At 37.4% G+C, this 19,325-nt stretch carries 17 protein-coding genes; 4 read left to right on the top strand and 13 right to left on the bottom strand.

The genetic code is table 11. The features are described from left to right. Positions 1–896: 896 nt before the first annotated feature. The 5 genes from ACTBZY_RS05400 to ACTBZY_RS05380 all read right to left on the bottom strand — a co-directional run bounded on the left by ACTBZY_RS05400 (position 897) and on the right by ACTBZY_RS05380 (position 3,618). Positions 897–1,286, bottom strand: a complete 390-nt coding sequence (locus tag ACTBZY_RS05400; RefSeq protein ID WP_463045317.1) for a hypothetical protein — start codon at positions 1,284–1,286, stop codon at positions 897–899. A 248-nt stretch (positions 1,287–1,534) separates the two neighbouring features. Next, positions 1,535–2,200, bottom strand: a complete 666-nt coding sequence (locus ACTBZY_RS05395) for an imm11 family protein (protein WP_463045316.1) — start codon at positions 2,198–2,200, stop codon at positions 1,535–1,537. Beyond that, positions 2,197–2,547, bottom strand: coding sequence for an AHH domain-containing protein (locus ACTBZY_RS05390; RefSeq protein ID WP_463045315.1), 351 nt, complete (start codon positions 2,545–2,547; stop codon positions 2,197–2,199). Before ACTBZY_RS05390 ends, ACTBZY_RS05395 begins: the two co-directional genes overlap by 4 nt. Positions 2,548–2,723: 176 nt before the next feature. After that, positions 2,724–3,212 carry a hypothetical protein gene (locus ACTBZY_RS05385; RefSeq protein WP_463045314.1) on the bottom strand — a complete coding sequence of 163 codons (489 nt, stop codon included), beginning with the start codon at positions 3,210–3,212 and terminating at the stop codon, positions 2,724–2,726. Further along, the gene (locus tag ACTBZY_RS05380; RefSeq protein ID WP_463045351.1) at positions 3,181–3,618 is read right to left on the bottom strand and encodes a hypothetical protein; all 438 of its coding nucleotides are present in this window, start codon (positions 3,616–3,618) and stop codon (positions 3,181–3,183) included. The genes ACTBZY_RS05385 and ACTBZY_RS05380 overlap by 32 nt, the downstream gene beginning before the upstream one ends. Positions 3,619–3,640: 22 nt before the next feature. Here ACTBZY_RS05380 and ACTBZY_RS05375 point away from each other — a divergent pair, with 22 nt between their 5' ends. Continuing rightward, positions 3,641–3,820, top strand: coding sequence for a hypothetical protein (locus ACTBZY_RS05375; RefSeq protein WP_463045313.1), 180 nt, complete (start codon positions 3,641–3,643; stop codon positions 3,818–3,820). 74 nt (positions 3,821–3,894) lie between these two features. On the opposite strand, the gene ACTBZY_RS05370 is transcribed toward ACTBZY_RS05375, so the two are convergent. After that, positions 3,895–4,437 carry a hypothetical protein gene (locus ACTBZY_RS05370; RefSeq protein WP_463045312.1) on the bottom strand — a complete coding sequence of 181 codons (543 nt, stop codon included), beginning with the start codon at positions 4,435–4,437 and terminating at the stop codon, positions 3,895–3,897. Here ACTBZY_RS05370 and ACTBZY_RS05365 point away from each other — a divergent pair. Beyond that, positions 4,413–4,667 (top strand): transposase, encoded by a 255-nt coding sequence (locus ACTBZY_RS05365; RefSeq protein ID WP_463045311.1) that lies wholly within the window; start codon positions 4,413–4,415, stop codon positions 4,665–4,667. The two genes, ACTBZY_RS05370 and ACTBZY_RS05365, sit on opposite strands and share 25 nt — an antisense overlap. 221 nt (positions 4,668–4,888) lie before the next feature. On the opposite strand, the gene ACTBZY_RS05360 is transcribed toward ACTBZY_RS05365, so the two are convergent. Beyond that, positions 4,889–7,141 (bottom strand): TonB-dependent receptor family protein, encoded by a 2,253-nt coding sequence (locus tag ACTBZY_RS05360; protein ID WP_463045310.1) that lies wholly within the window; start codon positions 7,139–7,141, stop codon positions 4,889–4,891. A gap of 849 nt (positions 7,142–7,990) precedes the next feature. Here ACTBZY_RS05360 and ACTBZY_RS05355 point away from each other — a divergent pair. Together ACTBZY_RS05355 and ACTBZY_RS05350 are read left to right on the top strand one after the other, a co-directional pair. Next, on the top strand, positions 7,991–9,247 hold the full coding sequence (locus ACTBZY_RS05355; RefSeq protein ID WP_463045309.1) for an MFS transporter: 1,257 nt from the start codon (positions 7,991–7,993) through the stop codon (positions 9,245–9,247). Between the two features lie 16 nt (positions 9,248–9,263). Then, on the top strand, positions 9,264–10,424 hold the full coding sequence (locus ACTBZY_RS05350; RefSeq protein WP_463045308.1) for a mandelate racemase/muconate lactonizing enzyme family protein: 1,161 nt from the start codon (positions 9,264–9,266) through the stop codon (positions 10,422–10,424). Between the two features lie 71 nt (positions 10,425–10,495). Here ACTBZY_RS05350 and ACTBZY_RS05345 read toward each other — a convergent pair whose 3' ends face one another. The 6 genes from ACTBZY_RS05345 to ACTBZY_RS05320 form a co-directional block, all read right to left on the bottom strand. Next, positions 10,496–11,488 carry an L-rhamnose/proton symporter RhaT gene (locus ACTBZY_RS05345; RefSeq protein WP_463045307.1) on the bottom strand — a complete coding sequence of 331 codons (993 nt, stop codon included), beginning with the start codon at positions 11,486–11,488 and terminating at the stop codon, positions 10,496–10,498. Between the two features lie 31 nt (positions 11,489–11,519). Next, positions 11,520–12,548, bottom strand: coding sequence for an aldose epimerase family protein (locus ACTBZY_RS05340; protein ID WP_463045306.1), 1,029 nt, complete (start codon positions 12,546–12,548; stop codon positions 11,520–11,522). A gap of 72 nt (positions 12,549–12,620) precedes the next feature. Next, positions 12,621–14,210 carry an apiosidase-like domain-containing protein gene (locus tag ACTBZY_RS05335; RefSeq protein ID WP_463045305.1) on the bottom strand — a complete coding sequence of 530 codons (1,590 nt, stop codon included), beginning with the start codon at positions 14,208–14,210 and terminating at the stop codon, positions 12,621–12,623. Positions 14,211–14,232: 22 nt separating this feature from the next. Then, positions 14,233–15,324 (bottom strand): mandelate racemase/muconate lactonizing enzyme family protein, encoded by a 1,092-nt coding sequence (locus ACTBZY_RS05330; protein ID WP_463045304.1) that lies wholly within the window; start codon positions 15,322–15,324, stop codon positions 14,233–14,235. A 6-nt stretch (positions 15,325–15,330) separates the two neighbouring features. Beyond that, a complete protein-coding gene (aldA, locus tag ACTBZY_RS05325) occupies positions 15,331–16,776 on the bottom strand; it encodes an aldehyde dehydrogenase (RefSeq protein ID WP_463045303.1) in 1,446 nt (481 codons plus the stop codon). A gap of 22 nt (positions 16,777–16,798) precedes the next feature. After that, positions 16,799–19,312, bottom strand: a complete 2,514-nt coding sequence (locus tag ACTBZY_RS05320; protein ID WP_463045302.1) for a glycoside hydrolase family 2 protein — start codon at positions 19,310–19,312, stop codon at positions 16,799–16,801. Positions 19,313–19,325 lie beyond the last annotated feature (13 nt).

The raw sequence follows: 19,325 nt of genomic DNA, 5'->3' as shown, positions 1-19,325 counted from the left end.
AGGAAGGGAAAATCCCATCGGTACAGGAAAAGAATATCAAACTAATAATAAGAAGAGAGGCTATTATTAAAAGGTTACTATATTTCATTTATCTATTTACTTTACTAAGCCCGCTGTGCGAGGTCTTCCTGACCTCGTATTGGTATTGATAGGTCTTCTGACCTATATGATGATTTCTACGATTGTTCAATATCCAAATGGCTCAGCTGCAATTTATGCAAATCTAAAGCTTGGTTGTTTTGGGGAATAGAATTTGTGTAAAGAAAATACCGCAGTGCCCCTTTTCGTAGACACTGCGGTGGGGAAGTAAATTATTTAGAAACAAATCTCTCCAAGGGAATCAGGAGGTAAAAAAGTAGTAATATCAAAAATGCTACTTCTTGTTTCATAGGATGTTGTATCTAGTCTTATAATTTGGGCTAGCTTCTCCGATTCTAGCCTAAGCTGAAGTGACTTATTATAATAGAGACTATATTCTCTACCCATTTCTTTTAATCTTAGTTTTTCTTTGTAGATCAATAAAGAATCTAATTCATGTTTTGCATGATATTTTATTTCTCTAAAATCATCTTCATTTTCGCTATAATTTACCGTAATCCAGTCGGATCCATCTATCCAGTTAAATCTCCAAGTACCTCAGCTGAGTCTCCTGAAAGGGACTCTGCTGCATATTCCATAAATTTTTCAAAAGCTAAATAATAAGTCTAAAAACCATCCTATACCTCTCCCGCTTTAGGGGGAGAACATTGCCTTCTTTTCTTCTCGTTTTACCTTTGTTGCCATGTGCTAAAGGTGAGACTTTCTATTTTTATAGCTTTCACCATGTAAGGCCGTTTTGTCCCCGTTGGGAGACAATGCTGGGGGGGAACATTACAATATAATCAACCTAAATTCTCCTAATAACCAATATATGTTTCAATTTCCGATGGTAATTCAGAAAGGATTGGGTTTTTCATTTTACTTAAATATACAACCCCCCAAGTGCTAGGTACATCTATCTTTACTTCTTTATTTATTGTATCTTTTACAATATAAGGTCTACTGAAAATTGTATACACTATCGTATCTTTTTTTACCTCAATAATTTTATAACTTCCCCAAGACGTTATTAACTTATTACCCCAACCAACTCTTAAATAGTCGTTGAATGGCGAATACAAAGTGTCATTTCGAAAATGAAAACTTGCTAACCTGCCGTAAAGAGTTAATTCATATGCCGCATGTGCCTTGGTAAAATCACCTTTGGAATAGTCATAGCTATAAACTTTCCAATACCCATTTTGCAATTTTAAGTACGCTAATAGGCTATTAAAGTTTGGAAGAATCAATATATAGAAAAATGAAACTAATCCCCGTAATCTTTGATACTCGTGTCATATTTTCAATAATCTTCGTTTGAAATCCATGTTCCATTAAATAAAATTTCAAGAGAGTAATTTTGAATTATCTCCCTCTCGTAAGCAGGATAATAATAAATACCGCAGTGTCCCTTTTAGCAGACACTTCGGAGGGAAAATATCTCATAAACTGAGTACTATATAATATCCTGCTCCTTTATTTCTATTCCCGTGATTTTTTCTTTTTTGATTGCTCTCATTAAGGTTTCAGAAATGAAAAACTCAGTATTTCTATTAAGGTAAGGAAGGTAGAACAAATCGTACTCAGGGAAGGCATTATTTAAAACAACCTTTTCCAACTTAAAGCCACCTTTTTTGTGATATTTCTGATAGTCTTCATATGATTTTATCGAAATAAGAGGATTGTCTTCCAGTCTAAAAAGCACTTTACTTTTGTTGAAATCAAACCATTCAAAATAGTTAGCCTTAGGGTGAAACCAAAAATACTTCATAAAAAAGTCACCAACCTTTAGTTTTCCAGAGTAAAATCGATGTTCCATAAGGTTAAACTTTTCCAATAATTCTTTGAATTTCGGGCTTACCAACATACCATTACAGTTAATATTAGGGATATCCACTAAGTCTGTTTTTTTTCCTTTTTCTGTTAGTTCAAACTTAATACGTGGTTTCCAATTCGGAAATTCATCATTCCTTAATTTACCATGATAGTTTGGAAGGCTTTCTAATTGTTTAATATATGGTATCCCTTTAATAAAATCTAAATCCCATAATTCTGAAGTTTGACCAAACGCAACTCCAACATCTTTCCTTTTCAGTGAGCGGTTTAATAAGTAATATCTCATAAGCTAAATGTCAAATCATTAATTTTTCCAGAGGTGGTATTTACAGTTTCAATTATTACTTCAACAGCTTTTTCCAATTTTTGTTTATCCGTCAAGTGAGATAAATCAACACTAATTTCATCAATCAAACTGGTCACCTGAGCTGTATAATTCGGGTGACTGCCTAAATGCCTTGCATTAGAAAGCGGTAGCAAATTAACTAATTTATTAAAATCAAAACCTTGGTCTATGGCATTCCTTAGTACAACATTACTCTGAATTAATTCTTTAGGTATAATATGGTGAGCTTGCCAAGCCTCAGTAAGAGCCAATCCTGCAGCTAGAATAGCCAAGAATTTAAGTTGCATGGAGGTTTTGTGAAATTAAAACTATTTGAATATTTTATTGAGAACGACTTACGAGTTTTGAAGCGTGAGTTTTGATAATTACAAGGTCACTTAATCATTATATTCTGTAATAATAAATACCGCAGTGTCCCTTTTAGGAGACACTGCTGAGGGGAATATAATCAACCTAAATTCTCCTAATAACCAATATAAGTTTCAATTTCAGATGGTAATTCATGCAAGATAGGGTTTTTCATTTTCGTCATATAAAGAACTTCCCATGCATTTGGAACGTCGGTTTTTATCTCTCTGTCAATCGTATCTTTAATTATATATGGCCTGCTGAAAATTGCATAGACAATAGTATCCTTTTTTACATCAATTATCTTAAAACTACCCCAAGGAGTTTTTAACCTATTGCCCCATGAAATTCTCAAATAATCATCATTAGGAGAAAAAAGCGTATCATTTCTAAAATGGAAACTAGTAACTTCACCATTTAAAGTCATTTTATTAGCCTTGAATGGTTTAGTATATTCACCCTTGGTAAAGTCATAACTAAATACTTGCCAGTAACCACTTTGTAGCTGAAAATATGCATGAATAGCATTAAGGTTAGGACTTACCATAATAATAACGATACTTAGGATTATACTAATCCCCGTAATTTTTGATACTCGTGTCATACTTTAAATAATCTTCGTTTGAAATCCATGTTTCATTAAATCTAATTTCTAATCCATAATCTTTAATGGTTTCCCTGCTACCCGCTGGATATGTGTAAGTTAACCTGATTCTGTCACTCGTTTTGGTGCTGACTAAGCCCATATTATGAATAAGAACAGCCTCGGCGGTGTTGGTTCTCCCTTGTTCGTTGTAATGATGAAGTAATCGTTGACCGACACCAACAATCGTTGACATCTGTTTTGCATCAGTGCAATTAACAAAATTGGGGTTTTCAACCTCCTTCATATAAACTAATGCGTGCGTCAAAAAGCTTTTCGGAACCTTATCAATATTATTTTGTCTGTGCTGGTTCTCATATAACAAGGTACTTAACAAATTAAATTTTTGAGAAAGACTTTCATTAATTCCGCCGTTTCTATTGATATATATGTTTTCACCAATAGTAAAAGCAGGATTTACAGAAGCTAGTTTATCCGCTGTGCGAGGTCTTCCTGACCTCGTATTGGTGTTGATAGGTCTTATGACCTATATGATGAATTCTACCACTGGTCAATATCCAAAGGGTACACTAAAAACGTCTACACCAATCTACAACAGTAAATGTTAGAAAATGAATACCACCTTAATTTGATATCCTCCTTTCGTTTGACTTTGAATCATGATTGTAATATAAGAAATTCCTTAATATCGGTCTGGAAGACCGCCTGCCACACGTACAAGGTCGGAAGACCTTGCACAGCGAGGGCTTTCTGCCAAATAAATTTGATTGTTTAAAGTCATCAGTTCTTCATTTGGGTCTAGTCCTTCACCTATTAGTGCGTCTAGTACCGTTAAAGCTAAATTTCCTCCTGCATCGCAATTGCGGTCTTCTTCACCTTGTGAGCATGGACTTACTAACTGCTTAAGGTTGGTATATGTTTGAAACATCTCATTAGCTATGTCATGATCATTTTCAATAAGATCTGTTAATGCAGAGGTTAGCTCTTCTTTTTCCGCCGTTGAAAGACTTGGGTCTGTGTAAGCTTGTGTAAAGCTACATGCTGATATTTCCAAATAGTTTAGATTATTATGATTTCCTGGGGTAGAATAATTCTTCTGATTCCGATAAAAAAGGTCAGGATCTGCTGGTGAGGTTATGGCTCCATGTCCTGATGATGGTAAATTTTCCTTTAACGTGTTTTGAAAAATTCGTTCATAAAGTGGATCAAGTATATGGTTTAGCACGACTAGTTAAATGGCATGAAGAGGTAAGGCAGGCAGGCTTTAAATCCTTTAATTCTATCGCTCGAACATTTGAGCATCATTACAGAACTATTCTTAATTATTTTGATAACAGAAGTACCAATGCTTCAGCAGAATCTTTCAATGCGAAAATCAAAGCTTTTAGATCTAGGTTTAGAGGTGTCAGGAGTATTGAATTCTCCCTTTTTAGACTATGTCAAATTTATGCTTAAAGAACTCATCCCCCAGATTTTGCTCTTGACCCATGAGATCTTCGTAATCAAACCCGACTCCCGATCCTCAGTAAATAATATGCTATTAAATAAGTTTTTGAAAAATCAAAAAGATGTCATTTACCCTGATTGTGTTGCCTAAAACAAACAAGGTTAAACTTATTTCCACCTACTTGTCATACTCTTGTATTGTTTGGAATCAAGAATGTCTTCCCTTTAATTTAAAAGCTAAACTCAAATCCGCCCATCAGACTAAAAGGTAAACCAGGCCTTAAACCAGAAGGAACACGTGAAACTAGATAGTGATTATTAAACACATTGTTGATGTTCACGTTAAGTTGCAATTTCTCATTCAATTGATACTTGGTAGCAAAGTCCGAGACAAAGTAAGCTTTTACCAAGCTCTCTATTGGTATTTCACCCGATCCAGCGATAGTACGAATAGCTCCGTTGTATCGACCCGTCAGTTGAGCTGTAAATTGGTTAATCTCAATACCAATAGTCGTAAAAAACTGATGAACCGGAATATAAGGAAGTTGGTCACCATATGTAACTTTTCCCCAAATCTCCTCAGAACTCGAAAAGTCACTAAGGAACTTAGAGTTTGTTTGGGTATAGCTGAATTCCAAAGGAATAATGACATCTTTATTTTGGCCAACTTTCAAACTATAATTTACCATGGCTTCAATACCATTAACCCTGACAGCTCCTGCATTAAAAAGCGTTAGCGATCCAGTACCTCCACTTGCTGCTAAATCACTCCCAAGAAGGTTGCTGTAATTATTATTAAAGCCTACCAATTCACCGTAGAAGCCATTTTTGGAAACTCTAATTCCCAACTCTGTGTTGATACTGGACTCAGGTAAACTGCCCTCATCAACCCCTGGAGGGGAAAAACCTTTATGTACTCCTGAAAACACTGCGATCGCTTCATTAGGTTTGAAGTTTACGCCTATCCCAGGAATAAACTGGTCAACATTGTTTTCTTTCGTTTTTAAATCTTGCCCATTTCTTTCGACATCCGACTTGCCAAAGTCCTCGAGACCAAGTTTGATGTTTTCATATCTCACTCCAGGAGCAATAGTGAGTTTTTTTGATAAGGTAAATCTGTATAAAATATGACTTGAAGCAGCATTGGCAAAACTAATGCGATTGGCATCTGTACCTTGAACACCAGGATTTGTCAAACTAAGATTACCCTCATTCATTTGATAGCCATCTACCCATTGAAACCTATCTTCTTCGTCGTAATGTACCCGTGCTCCAATTTCTAAATCATGGCTGATCTTATTTGTGCTCCAATGTTTATCCAACTTAGTCTGAACCCCTTGAGCAACATATTTCCTATTGTTGTTTTTAAGCAATAGAGTATTTACAGGAGAGTCTGCTCCTCTTAAATACCCAAAAGCAATTTCATTTGACGCTGTATTGTTTAAGATTGAGGCAATTCCAGTTTTGGTACCATTCACAACAACATCATTGAGTTTATACCAATTTCTAGAAAACGTATTTCTATAGGCCACTGTGGTAATTCTAAAAGAATTGCCCAAATCGATGGTATGTGTAGCCATCAACTGAAAATGTTCCGCTTTCATCTCATCATTAGCTGATGCCGCATAACGAATGAATGGATTAAGCTCAAAATCTTTTGTGGTTAAACCAAGATAAGTTTCATCTGAAAGTTCATTAGAATATTGGGCTTTAAGCTCAATCGATTGTGAATTAGTCTTATGCTCCTTTGTGTTGAATCTAATTTTTGTTAGAATATCACTCTTATTAAAACCTGTATTTCTTTCGCCAACAGGAAGTTCTTTGAAACCATTTGATCCTTGATTATAACCTTCCAATACATAAGAAAACTGCCCAAATTTCTGGCCGAATCTCAAACTCAAATTCCTATTTCCAAAACTTCCGTAGTTAGCTTTTACCTTTCCAGCAGATTTACTGTTTGGAATAGGAGCTGAAACCATATTAATTGCCCCTCCGGTTGTAAAAGGCCCGAATTCTATTTGACTAGATCCTTTAAGAACCTCTACTGCATTCATTCGCTGAGCCATAGGAAAATAATAAGCCGCTGGGGCACTATATGGAGCGGGAGCAATTAATACACCATCTTCCATGATTGTTATTTTTGCACTTCTTTCTGCTGAAACTCCTCTAAGACTAATGTTCGGCCTCAACCCGAACCCATCTTCGTCATAAGAATTAACTCCTGGAACCTTTGCAAGCATTCTTGCTATATCTGTGTGACCTTGTTTGGCTATTTCTTGGGAAGATAAGAAATAAGCCGAACCTGTTCTGTTTATTGTATTTGCTTTACTTCCAAAAAACATATTCGCTGAAATGATCACTTCATTTAAGTCAATAATTGAAGTGTCGATACTAGATACTATCTCAGTGGGAATTTCTTGTGCTTTTGCAGAAGCAAAAATTAATGTGCTTAAGAGTAAAAAGTAGAATCCTATATTTTTCATTGGTTTTATTTAGATCAATTACAAATAAGGCACAAATGTAGAGCAGAGACGTTAAACTTTCAAAACTATTTAGAATTATTTTAAATAACAGCAGTCAAAGTCGATAATGGGCTCATAAGTAGCATCTTAATAAAATCGAGAGAGATAATAAATTATTGAAATTATACAATTAGTGCTTAGGACACCTTTTATAAAACTTACTTTTCTTAATTGTAGACCTAACAGCATTTTTTAGGCAAGCAGTAGTCGTTGTCACAAAACTTGATATCAAAAGGAGAAAGGCCGACTTGAACGTTTGAAAATTCTTACAATATGTTATTCAATGCTGCCACTTATAATTGGGTCATAAATCTTACTCCAAAAGTCTCTCAACATATTTGATTACCTTAATTTACGCAGTACCATCCCCTCTATTTATGATCTTGCTTTCTACCACCTACTATGTTAAAGGCATAGACAGCAACTTATTTATAACCCTTTTAATAACCCTTCGGTCAAAACCTTAGTCCATGTTCAGTTTTTAATCAGTTAAAAAACTTCACTTTACCCCTATTTTATATGATTTTTGAGATGTTCTATTCTTATGAAGTGTCATTAAAGAAAACCGAGCTAGCAACGATTATTTATTTGACCTCACAGAGACCGTGATTTCAGAATATATGAATCCTCCCTTCTGAGAAAATGGAAACGTTAAAGTACATGAATATTTAAATTTCCTAGAACAGTTTAATTCATGCTTTTAAGATAAGAATGAGCTTTAAGAACAATATTAAGTATTAAAAGAATAGATTGAATAAATGTTAAAACGGGAGGGACTACCCTCTCTTTTTTTTGCATTTAACAAAAAGTATGATTTCAAAAAAGAGATTTCAAATATTGGCTTTGATTTTTGGTACGGTGGTTATTAATTACCTAGACAGGACTAATATTTCTGTGGCAGCATCTGCCATGACAGATTCCCTAGAATTAAGCAAAGTCCAGATGGGGCTCATTTTTTCAGCATTCGGCTGGACTTATGTCACCCTTCAGATTCCGGGTGGAATTTTAGTGGATAAAGTACGTCCAAGGTTATTATATAGCATAATGTTACTCTTATGGTCTATTGTCACCGTTTTACAATCTTTAGTAAGCTCCTTTGCCGCACTTATAGGGCTAAGAGCGGCTATTGGAGTTTTTGAGGCTCCTTCCTACCCTTGTAATAACTCCATCGTGAGTAGCTGGTTTCCAGAAAGTGAACGAGCGTCTGCCATTGCCATTTATACTTCTGGCCAATACATCGGCCTTGCTTTTTTATACCCTGTGCTAGCTACCGTACAAGCTTATTTTGGATGGCGAGGACTATTTGTCATTTCAGGAATCATAGGCATAATTTGGGCCATAGTTTGGTATGTTTTATACCGCGACCCTGACAAACACAAAAGTATTACCCCAGAAGAATTGGCTTTAATTAAAGAAGGAGGAGGAATTCATAGAGAAAACAAAAGCGAACCATGGAACTGGTCAGATTTGGCCAAGGCCTTTCAGCATAAAAAACTTTGGGGATTATATATCACTCAATTTTGCATGGGTTCAGTCACTATTTTCTTTTTGACATGGTTTCCTACCTATTTGGTAGAGTTTAGAGGTTTAAACTTTATCAAATCAGGCTTTTTGGCATCCATTCCTTTTCTAGCGGCATTTTGCGGTATACTGCTTTCTGGCTTTACCTCAGATTTACTTATCAAGAAAGGCTTATCCAATGAACTAGCCAGAAAAACACCTGTGCTTGTTGGCCTTTTATTATCCATGTGTATTATAGGAGCAAACTATACAGACAGTACGCCTTTAATTATCCTTTTTCTTACGATTGCCTTTTTCGGTAACGGCCTTTCATCAATAAGCTGGATTTTTGTTTCACTCATTGCACCGAAACATCTGATTGGCTTAGTGGGAGGTGTGTTTAATCTTATTGGTGGCTTATCAGCTGTGGTCATACCTATTGCCATAGGATATTTTGTAGATGGCGGAGACTTTGCACCTGCCTTGGCACTCATTTCGGGACTATGTATTTTGGGCTTTATATCTTTACTTTTTATAGTAGGTAAAGTTCAAAGAATAGAAATTTAAACCTTTATTTAATTCAATGAAAATCACTAAAGTTGTATGCTTCCCTACCAACATTGGCGGTAGAAGCTCACTCATTATCAAAGTACTCACTGATTCTGGTATTTACGGATGGGGAACTTCTGGCTTAACAGGAAGAGAGTTTGCGGTCATGGGTGCCATTAAACACTTTGAAGCCGCTATTATTGGCAAAGACCCATTCCAAATTGGAGCCATTTGGCAAGACCTATATCGCGGACAGTATTTTGAAGGAGGCCGTGTTCTTACAGCAGCTATTTCTGCTATCGATATCGCTCTTTACGACATCAAAGGAAAAGCCCTTGGCGTTCCTGTCTATGAGCTTTTAGGAGGAAAACAACGAGACTATGTTGACTGCTTTGCTTCCTTAAGGTTTACCAACAAGGAAGAATTGATGACTATGGGCAAATCCTTGGTCAAAGAAGGCTGGAATGTATTAAGACTAGCTCCTGCAGAGTTTGAAGCTGAAGGCGACGGCTCCATTTTTGAACCAAGAGAATCTATCAGTAAAATGGCAGAATGGATGATAGCATTAAGAAAGGAGATTGGCACATCTGTAACACTAGGAATAGATTATCATCATCGTCTTTCACCTGTAGAAACCGTTTCTTTTATGAACAGAATGCCGAAAGGTACACTTGATTTTATAGAAGAGCCTATTCGCGATGAATCGCCGGAGGCTTATGAAAGCTTACGCAAAATGATAGATATACCATTTGCCATCGGCGAGGAGTTTGCTAGCAAATGGCAATTTCAACCTTTTATAGAAAGAGGAATTACACAATACGCTAGAATTGACGTTTGTAACGTGGGAGGTTTAACCGAGTCTATGAAAGTTGCCGCTATGGCTGAGACGCATTATATAGACCTAATGCCCCATAATCCACTTGGCCCCATCTGCACTGCAGCTACTATTCATTTAGCAGCGGCTTGCCCAAACTTTGCTTTTTTAGAAGAAATTCATACGCCGGTGGCGAATCCTGGCTTTGATGACCCTAATTTTTATCCTGTACAGCCTGTTTTAGAAGGTTCCAGATACGCTATTCCAACTTCCCCTGGCTTAGGTGTAGAATTCAACGAAGAACTATCCTTAAGCTCAGAATTTGTCATGATGGATATACCGAGATTGAAGAAAAGAGACGGCTCTTACACCAACTGGTAAGAGCCATTTTTAGATTTATTAGCGAAGCATTTATGCAAAATATAAGTGCTTCGCTTTTTTCTTTCAACGGATTAAAAGCTATTCCCCAAAGCAATCAATACTACACCCGTTATCATGGCAGCCAATCCCATGTATAAAAATCGCTTTGCTACTCCACTGGCAGATTGCCATTCGCCGGTAACTAGTCCACTAAACATGGCCACACCCACACTCACGGCGTTATAAATGGCGTAACCTACCGTTCCACCTATCTTACCCAGCAAATAAGCAGAATAAGCAAAAGCTACTCCGGCCACAAAATTCAAAACCGCCATAATAGACGCCAGCCCAATATTTTTTCCTAAAGCTGCTGTACTAAATTTACCCCAAAGGTTCTTTTTACTTAACTGAATAATGAAGTAAGGAATTACAAAAAGAGCTCCTGAAAGATAAATGATAAGCATAATTACCACAGATGCTACCCAAGAGGCGTTTCCCTGAGCCTCACTGGCTTGACTTATTACTTCACCTCCTACGGCATTGGCATAACTAAAACCCGTTGCCAATAAGCCTCCAATAATAGCAATTACAATACCCGCAAACATGTTTTTCTTCCCAGAAAGCCCTTCTTTCTCCCGTAACATGCCTGCCTTTCCATTGAAAATAACACCAAACAAAACAACCATAATACCTGCCATAATAGTCAGAAATACATTATTTTCTGGCAAACCATTCACCGCAAAAGGTATAAGTGAACCTACTAGTATGACCGTTCCTATGAAAATGGAAAAACCCAAAGAAAGCCCAACATAGTTAATGGCCTTACCCCACATCATTACACCCACACCCCAGAGAATTCCACCCAGAGCCATGCCCCAAAGAACATTTATAGGCAATGAAGAAATTATATCATTTAGACCATCCACAAACATAAATGCAGCCAGTGGTGGCACTATTAACATATTTATGGCAAAGAAAAGCCCCCAAGTATTCTCAAATTCAAAGTCCTTAGTAAACTTTTCGGGAAGGGCATAGAGCCCTAATGTTAGACCCGCGAATAGAGCAAATAAGATTCCAGTTAACATATTTTTATAAGATTAGGGTTGATTTTTCTTTTCAAAAAGTGAACTTATAGACCGTTTCACTTTGATACTTTTCTCCTGCTCGAGTTATAGTTCCTGGCAGTTTATCATCATTCACACCATTGGGACAGCGACTAGTTTCACAGCAAAAAGCTCTTAAACTACCATACTCAATACCATTTTCTCTTTTCAGCTCATTAGAGGTGAAATACCCCGTGTATAAAAGCATCCCAGGTTCTGTCGTTAAAACTTCCAGTTTTCGACCAGATACTTCCTCTTCAAAACTTGCCACAGACCTTAAGCTATTACTCGGGTCATCAAAAATGTAATATTGAAGTATGCCCGTCTCTACCTTTTCAAAAACCTCAGAAAAGGAAGTCGCCTCCTGAAAATCACTAGGTGTATTGGTCACATTGAAAACCGGCCCAATAGGTGCAAAATCTGCATCCGTTACCAAAGCTCTAGAAGCACTAACTTGAGCCTTATGGCCATGAATGGTTTCTTTAAAACCGTTTAAATTAAAATAGGTGTGATTTGTAAGCGAAATAGGCGTGTCTTGGTCTGTGCGACCTACATATTTGATGGAAAGGGCATTACTATCATCTAAACTGAAAGTAACGCTGATGTCTAAGTTTCCAGGAAATCCATTTTCGCTATGAGGGCTAAATATGTTCATTTCAAGGCTATTGTCATATACCTTGACATTCCATATTTTTTTATCAAAAGCGTCTGGACCTCCGTGCAGCTGGTCAGAACCTGCATTTGCCTTCAACGCATACTTTTTACCATGGAGAATAAAACTTGAATCCTTAATTACAGAAGCCACTCTGCCAACCGTGCACCCAAAGTAGGGAGAATTCTCCTTATAAGCTTCACCAAAATAGCCTTCTAAAGAATCAAAACCAGCCACCAGTTCATCTATTCCGTTATCAGTCGGGATTGTTATAGAAGTAATGGTAGCTCCATAATTAGATATTTTGACTTCCATACCGTTTGCGTTTATCAAGCTATACAGACGTACTTCCTGATCATTATAATTGCCAAAAAAAGAATTCTGTATCATTGATTTCTCTTATCTAAGGTATTCAGTCAAAGGGGAGACAAAGCCCGTAGTATTCTTTCCAAACCCGTCCTATCATTTAATATTCAGGATTAATATGGCATCCTCTTTTTCATACCAAGGTGACTTTATTCCATCTCCTTGTTTTTTCTCATAGGTATCCTCTTCGGTATACTCGCCAGTAATGGTATTGAAAAACTGGTAAGTGAATGTTCCTTTTAGATTTTTCAGAACAGGCCAAAGCTTGATGTGATAGTTTTCTTTTGGGAAATAATAGAGTAACGTTTTTTCATCCTCACTTCTTAGACAATAGCCACTAGAATTAGCATTAGGGTATGGCGAGAAGTCCTTAAAGTTATACTTTTCAAAGAAACCTTTTAAGTGCTTATAATATTCAAACTTAGGTTTTATAAAGTCTGAAGGTTGTTCAAATGGGTTATGAATAACAACATTCCAGGAGGTTCCTTGCCAATAGTACGTAGAATATACCCCAGCAAAAAGGCACAAATAGTTCCTTCTTAAACAAACTTCTGGATTAATATAGGCTCCTGTAAAAACGACATAAGGCGACTCTTCATAACCACCATGTTCAATGTTAAAAACAGGCTTGTTAGCGAATTTCTCATTCATATTTGACATCGAATGGTACAGCGTCCCTGTCCAGTTTTGACTAGAAATAAAATCTACCTTTTCTGGGTTTCTAGAACAAAAACCATAATCATGTACCGAAAGAATTCTATCGTATTTATCAAGCTTCCTTAGCCTTTCTATCCGCTCCAAAATATATTCTTCAGACGCCCTTCCATAAAAAAGTGCTTCCTTAGAGATATCCCAAACCATGTTAGGGTATGCTTGGTAACGTTTTACCACATAATCGAAATAACGATTGTCTGCCGCGGTATTCATATCAGGCCAATTCACGGCTTTGTTCCAAACATAAATCATCAAATGACTCGTAATTTCCTTGTCGTGCAAAGAAGCAATAACCTTATCAAGGTGTTTAAAGAATGTAGTATTCAACCGCTCAAAGTTGGGTTCTTCATTGTTCCCTAAAAATGGAAACATATCCATTTTGCCACCATATTCATGTTCCGGGTGTTTTTCTAACAATGCGTCTTTTTCCCAAACGACATCGTGAGCATACACATTCATCACCACTTGGTTTAGACCATTTTCTTTAATGGTGTTTAATAGCTGCTCCGTTTTTTTAAGCTCCTTTTGATTATAATCTAAAGCAAATAACCAATCACACTCAAAAGCTAAATTGAAGTAATGAGTTCCATCTTCATAAAAGAAACGTTTTTTGTTGGTGGGATTCAGCACCACTGCTCCATGCCGATCTTCCTTTTTATTTTCATTTACCTTTATTTCACCTTTAGCATTGGATTTTACTTTCCAATCCCCTAAAACCTGATAAGTATAATTTCCTGTTTGGGCTGATGAAAACCGAAGAATCCACTCCTTACCACCGTTATAAAATAAGGGGATCGTTTGACTGCTATTTTCGCCCTTTACATAAGCTTCAATATTTAAATCAAAAGGATTACTTCCTTTTGGGAAATCAATTTCAACAGGAACGTCTTTCACTTCCCATTGTTGAATGGAAGATTGACCAGAAATTAAAAAAGATTGAAATAAAAAGATGAGTACAATTAGTTTTTTCATGGCTTAGGGCTTTATGTTTTTATCATTTCTCAAAAGGCTTTAGTTTCTCCCAATCGAAGGCTACACCAATACCTGCAGCATCTGGTGCCACAGCTCTTTGATTCTCTACCACAAGTGGGCGATGCGTATATTGATCTATTGGAAAACTGTGAACTTCTAACCATCCGCTGTTAGATTGTGCAGAAATCAGGCTAACATGTAGTTCTTGCATACCGTGTGAGCACACTGGAATTTTGTAGGCCCTTGAAAGTTCAGCCACCGCTAGCCAACCACTTATGCCACCACAGTTAGATGCATCTGGTTGAATAAAAGAAAGGTTGGATTGCTCAAAAGCATACTCAAACTCGTGAATGGTATGGAGATTCTCTCCCATAGCCAATGGCATTCCCGTCGCTTTGCTTATTTCAGTATAACCTTTATAATTATCTGGAATAGTAGGCTCTTCAAACCATAGAATATTATATTTCTTGAAGGCATTAGCCGCTTCAATGGCCTTTTCCACAGACATAGAATAATTGGCATCCACCATAAATATAACCTCTGGACCAATCAATTCTCTCACGGCTTTGATACGCTCAATGTCTTCTTCTAAGTTTTCACGACCAATCTTAATCTTAACCGCACTAAAGCCTGCGGCCAAGTAGCCTTTTATATTATTCAATAATTTTTCTAAAGGAAACATGAGGTCTATACCGCCGCAATATGCCTTACAGGTATTGCCAGCTCCTCCAGCCATTTTCCAGAGCGGTTGCCCTGCTTTTTTACAACGAATATCCCATAAAGCAATATCAACAGCAGAAATCGCAAATGAAGCAATACCTCCACGACCCACATAATGTATGTGCCATTCTAGAAAATCATAAATACCCGCAATATCATCACCGTCCCTACCTATAAGAGCCATTCCAAAATCATGCTCAATCATGGCTTTAATAGCATGTCCGCCTTTTCCTCCTGTATACGTATAACCAGTCCCTTCGCTTCCATCTACTAACGTAATGGTACAGGTAACTAATTCGAAATGAAAATGATCTCCATGTTTGGCATCTGAAAGCACTTCTGGAAGAGGCACCTCAAATAAGCGAGTCTCGATGTTTTTAATTAAAGAAGCCACTATCAATTAATATTTTACGTAAAAAGTTTTCTTTTCTAAATACTGCTCAAATCCATACTTGCCATCTTCCCCGCCTGTACCACTCATTTTAAGTCCATTATGGAAGCCTTGGTGCTGCTCTCCGTGACCACGATTGATATATATTTCACCAAATTCCAGTTCATCCTGCAACTGCATTATCTTTTTTAAGTCATTGGTGAAAACCATGGCAGCTAAACCAAATTCACTGTCATTGGCGTAACCTACCACCTCATCAAAATCCTTAAACTTTATGATTGGCAAAACTGGCCCAAAGGTTTCTTCATGAACAATTTTCATATCCTGCCTAACATTCGCCAAAATGGTGGGCTCAAACCAATAGCCCTTTTCAAATCCCTTTCCTTCTGGCTTCTTACCGCCATATAATAGGAGAGCACCATCCTTTATACTCTCTTCCACGATAGCCTCCAACTGCTTTACACCTGCCGCATTCATTTTAGGCCCAATATCGGTAGCGTCCAGCATAGGGTCACCGAGCTTTAGCTCTCTAACCTTAGCCATGAATATTTCCATAAACTCATCGTATACGTCTTCATGGACATACATTCGTTCGTTACATGTACATATCTGACCACAATTATCGAATCTGGAATGCAATGCACCAATAGCCGCTTTTTCCAAATCCGCATCTTCAAAAACAATACATGGAGCCTTCCCTCCTAACTCGAGCTGAACATGGGCCAAATTATTGGCGGCAGAACGAAAAATAGCCTGGCCGGTAGGCGTACTACCTGTCATGGTTATCATTTTAGTTTTTGGGCTTTCTACTAGATATTTACCTACTTCCACACCGCCAGTTATCATGTTTAGCACACCAGCAGGAATTCCTACTTTATTAGCGATATCGCAAAGTGCCAATGTAGCTAATGGAGCATCAGGGGTAGGTTTTAGCACCACAGCATTACCTGCGACTAAAGCGGGCCCTATTTTCCTTGCTGCTAAAGCCAATGGGAAATTCCAAGCTGTAATGGCTACCACCACACCTCTAGGAACCTTCTTTATCCAAATCTGCTCATCTGCATTATCGGACGGCAAAATGTCGCCTTCAATCTGTCGTGCCCAATCACAAGCATACTCTATAAAGGTTGAAGTAGCCTCTACCTCCCCATAGGCCCATGAGATTAATTTGCCTTGCTCCTTAACCAAAAGATGAGCTAAGAAATCCTTGTTATCCCTGATCTCTTGTGCAAACTTACGCATCAACTCCGCCCTTTTCCTAGCGGGCCACTTTCCCCATAACTTCTGTGCCACTGTAGCCGCTTGAAGAGCCTTTTCGGCATCTTCTATAACCGCTATATTTATTGTACCCACCACCGATTCGTCAGAAGGGTTAAGAATATCTTCCGTTACATTCGAGATTGATTCCTCCCATTTACCATCAATAAATAGTTTAAACTTTAATGATTTATTCATTTTTCAAATATTTATGTATTATCTATTTCTTTGGAAAACCAACCGTTGAAATGTTATCTGTCTTGCTTTCTATTTGTTTACCCTCTCCATTATATTCTGGAAAAAACATAAAGTAATTTCCATAGGTATATTGATCATTTCTCTTTATGCGTTCTTCGCCCATTTCCTTCATTTTTAAAGACGCTAAGGATTGGTCTCCAATTAAGAAATGATACTTATTCGCTGAAATTTCATTTCCGCTAAGATCTGATAGTTGAAGCTTAACGTCAAAAGAGTTCTTCACTTGGCTCAAAACATCCTGACTTATCTCAAAAAACATATTAGAACTATTGGGCATAACTTTATCAATTTTTACAGTTTTACTAATCAAAAGGTCTCCTTTTTCATTTAAAATCTCATAAGAAGCTTTCAAATTTTCAAAGTCCTTATAATAGTCATTCACCACCCAAACACTGGCCTTAAAGGGCTCTGTGTTGGTCCATCTTCTTTTCTCAAAATTTAGATTAATCAGAACGGGTTGATAAGCGGTCTTTACAAAACTGAAAGACCTTTTGGGTGTTTGATAATTGTCTATAATCCCCCATTTCATATCGGGCCAATACGTCATAAAATGGCAAATGGCTATCCCACTAGTTTTCGGCTTATTTCTCCTGAAGTGCTCAATGGTTAATTGAAATACAGTTCCCTGAGCGTCTTGCGTAGCATCCACAAATTCTTGTAAAGAACCCGTTCGCTCATCGCCAAATGTGTCGAAGTTCTGCATTCTAAGGTGATCAAGATCTGCCCAGTGATGTCCCCAACTCAATCCCGGTGGCCACATTTCATTTTCTGGAATAAACTTTTTCAAACTCTCTACATTTGGCACAGAAGTAACCGCCAATTCAGGTACAATGGGATAGTCCATAGACTTTATCCAATCCTCCATAAGCCATCTTCCCATGCCATAGAAATAAGCCAAAGCATGAACAGCTTCTTTTGGTTTGAAACCAGCCTCTAGTGAAGGCTCATCTGTCAATGGAGAATCTGGAACAAACGGTAGGTCTACATGCTCTTGAAGTTTGGCACCCAACTTTTCAAGCATTATTCTTGTTGACTTTGGGTCTGTTGCTCTCAACATCATCTCTTCACCACCTTCCATCATTATAAGCGATGGATTGTTCCTTCTTACTTTAATAACATCCACTGCTTCATTAATGATTCTATCTACAAAAGCATCTTCTTGCGGAAAGTTACCTGTTCCCAAGGGAACGATATCCTGCCAAACAGAAATGCCTGCCTCATTACATAACTCATAAAAAAGTGGTATTTCAGGCGGATGCCAACCAAATATCCTAATATTATTCATATTAGCTTCCTTCGCCAAAGCTATTAGCTTTCTATACTTTTCGTCAGTAGTGCGACCAACAAAGATATCTGGAGGTCCACCCCAACAGGCAGATCTAATAAAAATAGGCTTACCATTTAAAACCGTCGTTCTTGGAAAACTTACTTCATCTTTGGTAAACCCTGGATTCCATTCCATTTCTATCTTCCTTAAGCCAAACACAGTTTCCTTAATATCTAGCGTTTTCTCTCCTTCTTTAAGGCTTACCTTCGACAAATATAGGTTTGGTTTACCCATATCCCAAGTCCACCACAGCTGCGGATTGGGAATAGGAATTTCTCTTATAATCTTATTTATGCCAGGTTTTAATATAACGTCGAAAGTATTCTGAACAGGCTCACTTTTAAAATTCTTGCCTTCAATAATAGAACTAATCGAGATGTTTTTATCTATATTACTTATATTCTCTATCTCAATTTCTAGAGAAACAGAAGCTTTATTCTCATTTTTCACAAGAGGTCTTAAGTAGACATCTTTCAATCTACTTTTACCTGTATAGACCAAACTAACATTTCCTGTAATTCCGAAAGGTGTCAAATCACGCCAATAATCTCCAAACCAAGGGGTCTTCCTGCCGGCCACCAAAGAATTGACTGCTGGCGGTGGAGCGAGGCGTATCATTAATAAATTGGAACTACCCAACCTATCTTTCGCTACTCTAACGGCCTCATTAATATCAAAAGAGAAAGGGGAAAATGCTCCTTCGTGATGTCCTAAAAAAGTACCATTTAGCCAAACATCACAAGCAAAATCTACGCCCTCAAAATCAAGACGAACCATCCTATTTTCTATCGCATCCGTCATATTAAATTGATAGGCATACCACCACTCATACTGCTGCACCCACTGTGCTTTTACACTGTTTCTTCCAAAATATGGATCTTCTAGGACTCCAACTTTCCATAAATCCGTATAGACATCACCAGGTACCTTGGCAGCATTCCAAAAATTGGTTTCCAAATCTGTAGGAGGAAGCTGATGCAAGCCTGCTTTCATACCTTCTCCTGGCAGCATCATTTTCATTTTCCATTTATAGCCACCCAAGTCCCTCGTGTGTTGACTATTGTTTTCCAAAGACTTCTCTAATCCTGGCTGAGCAAAAACAGTGGAATTAAAGAAAATGACTAAGAAGACTAATTTTAGGACTCTCATATTTAGTTATTTT

The organism is Arcticibacterium sp., assembly GCF_055134445.1.
This window is presented reverse-complemented; position numbering and strand designations above follow the sequence as displayed.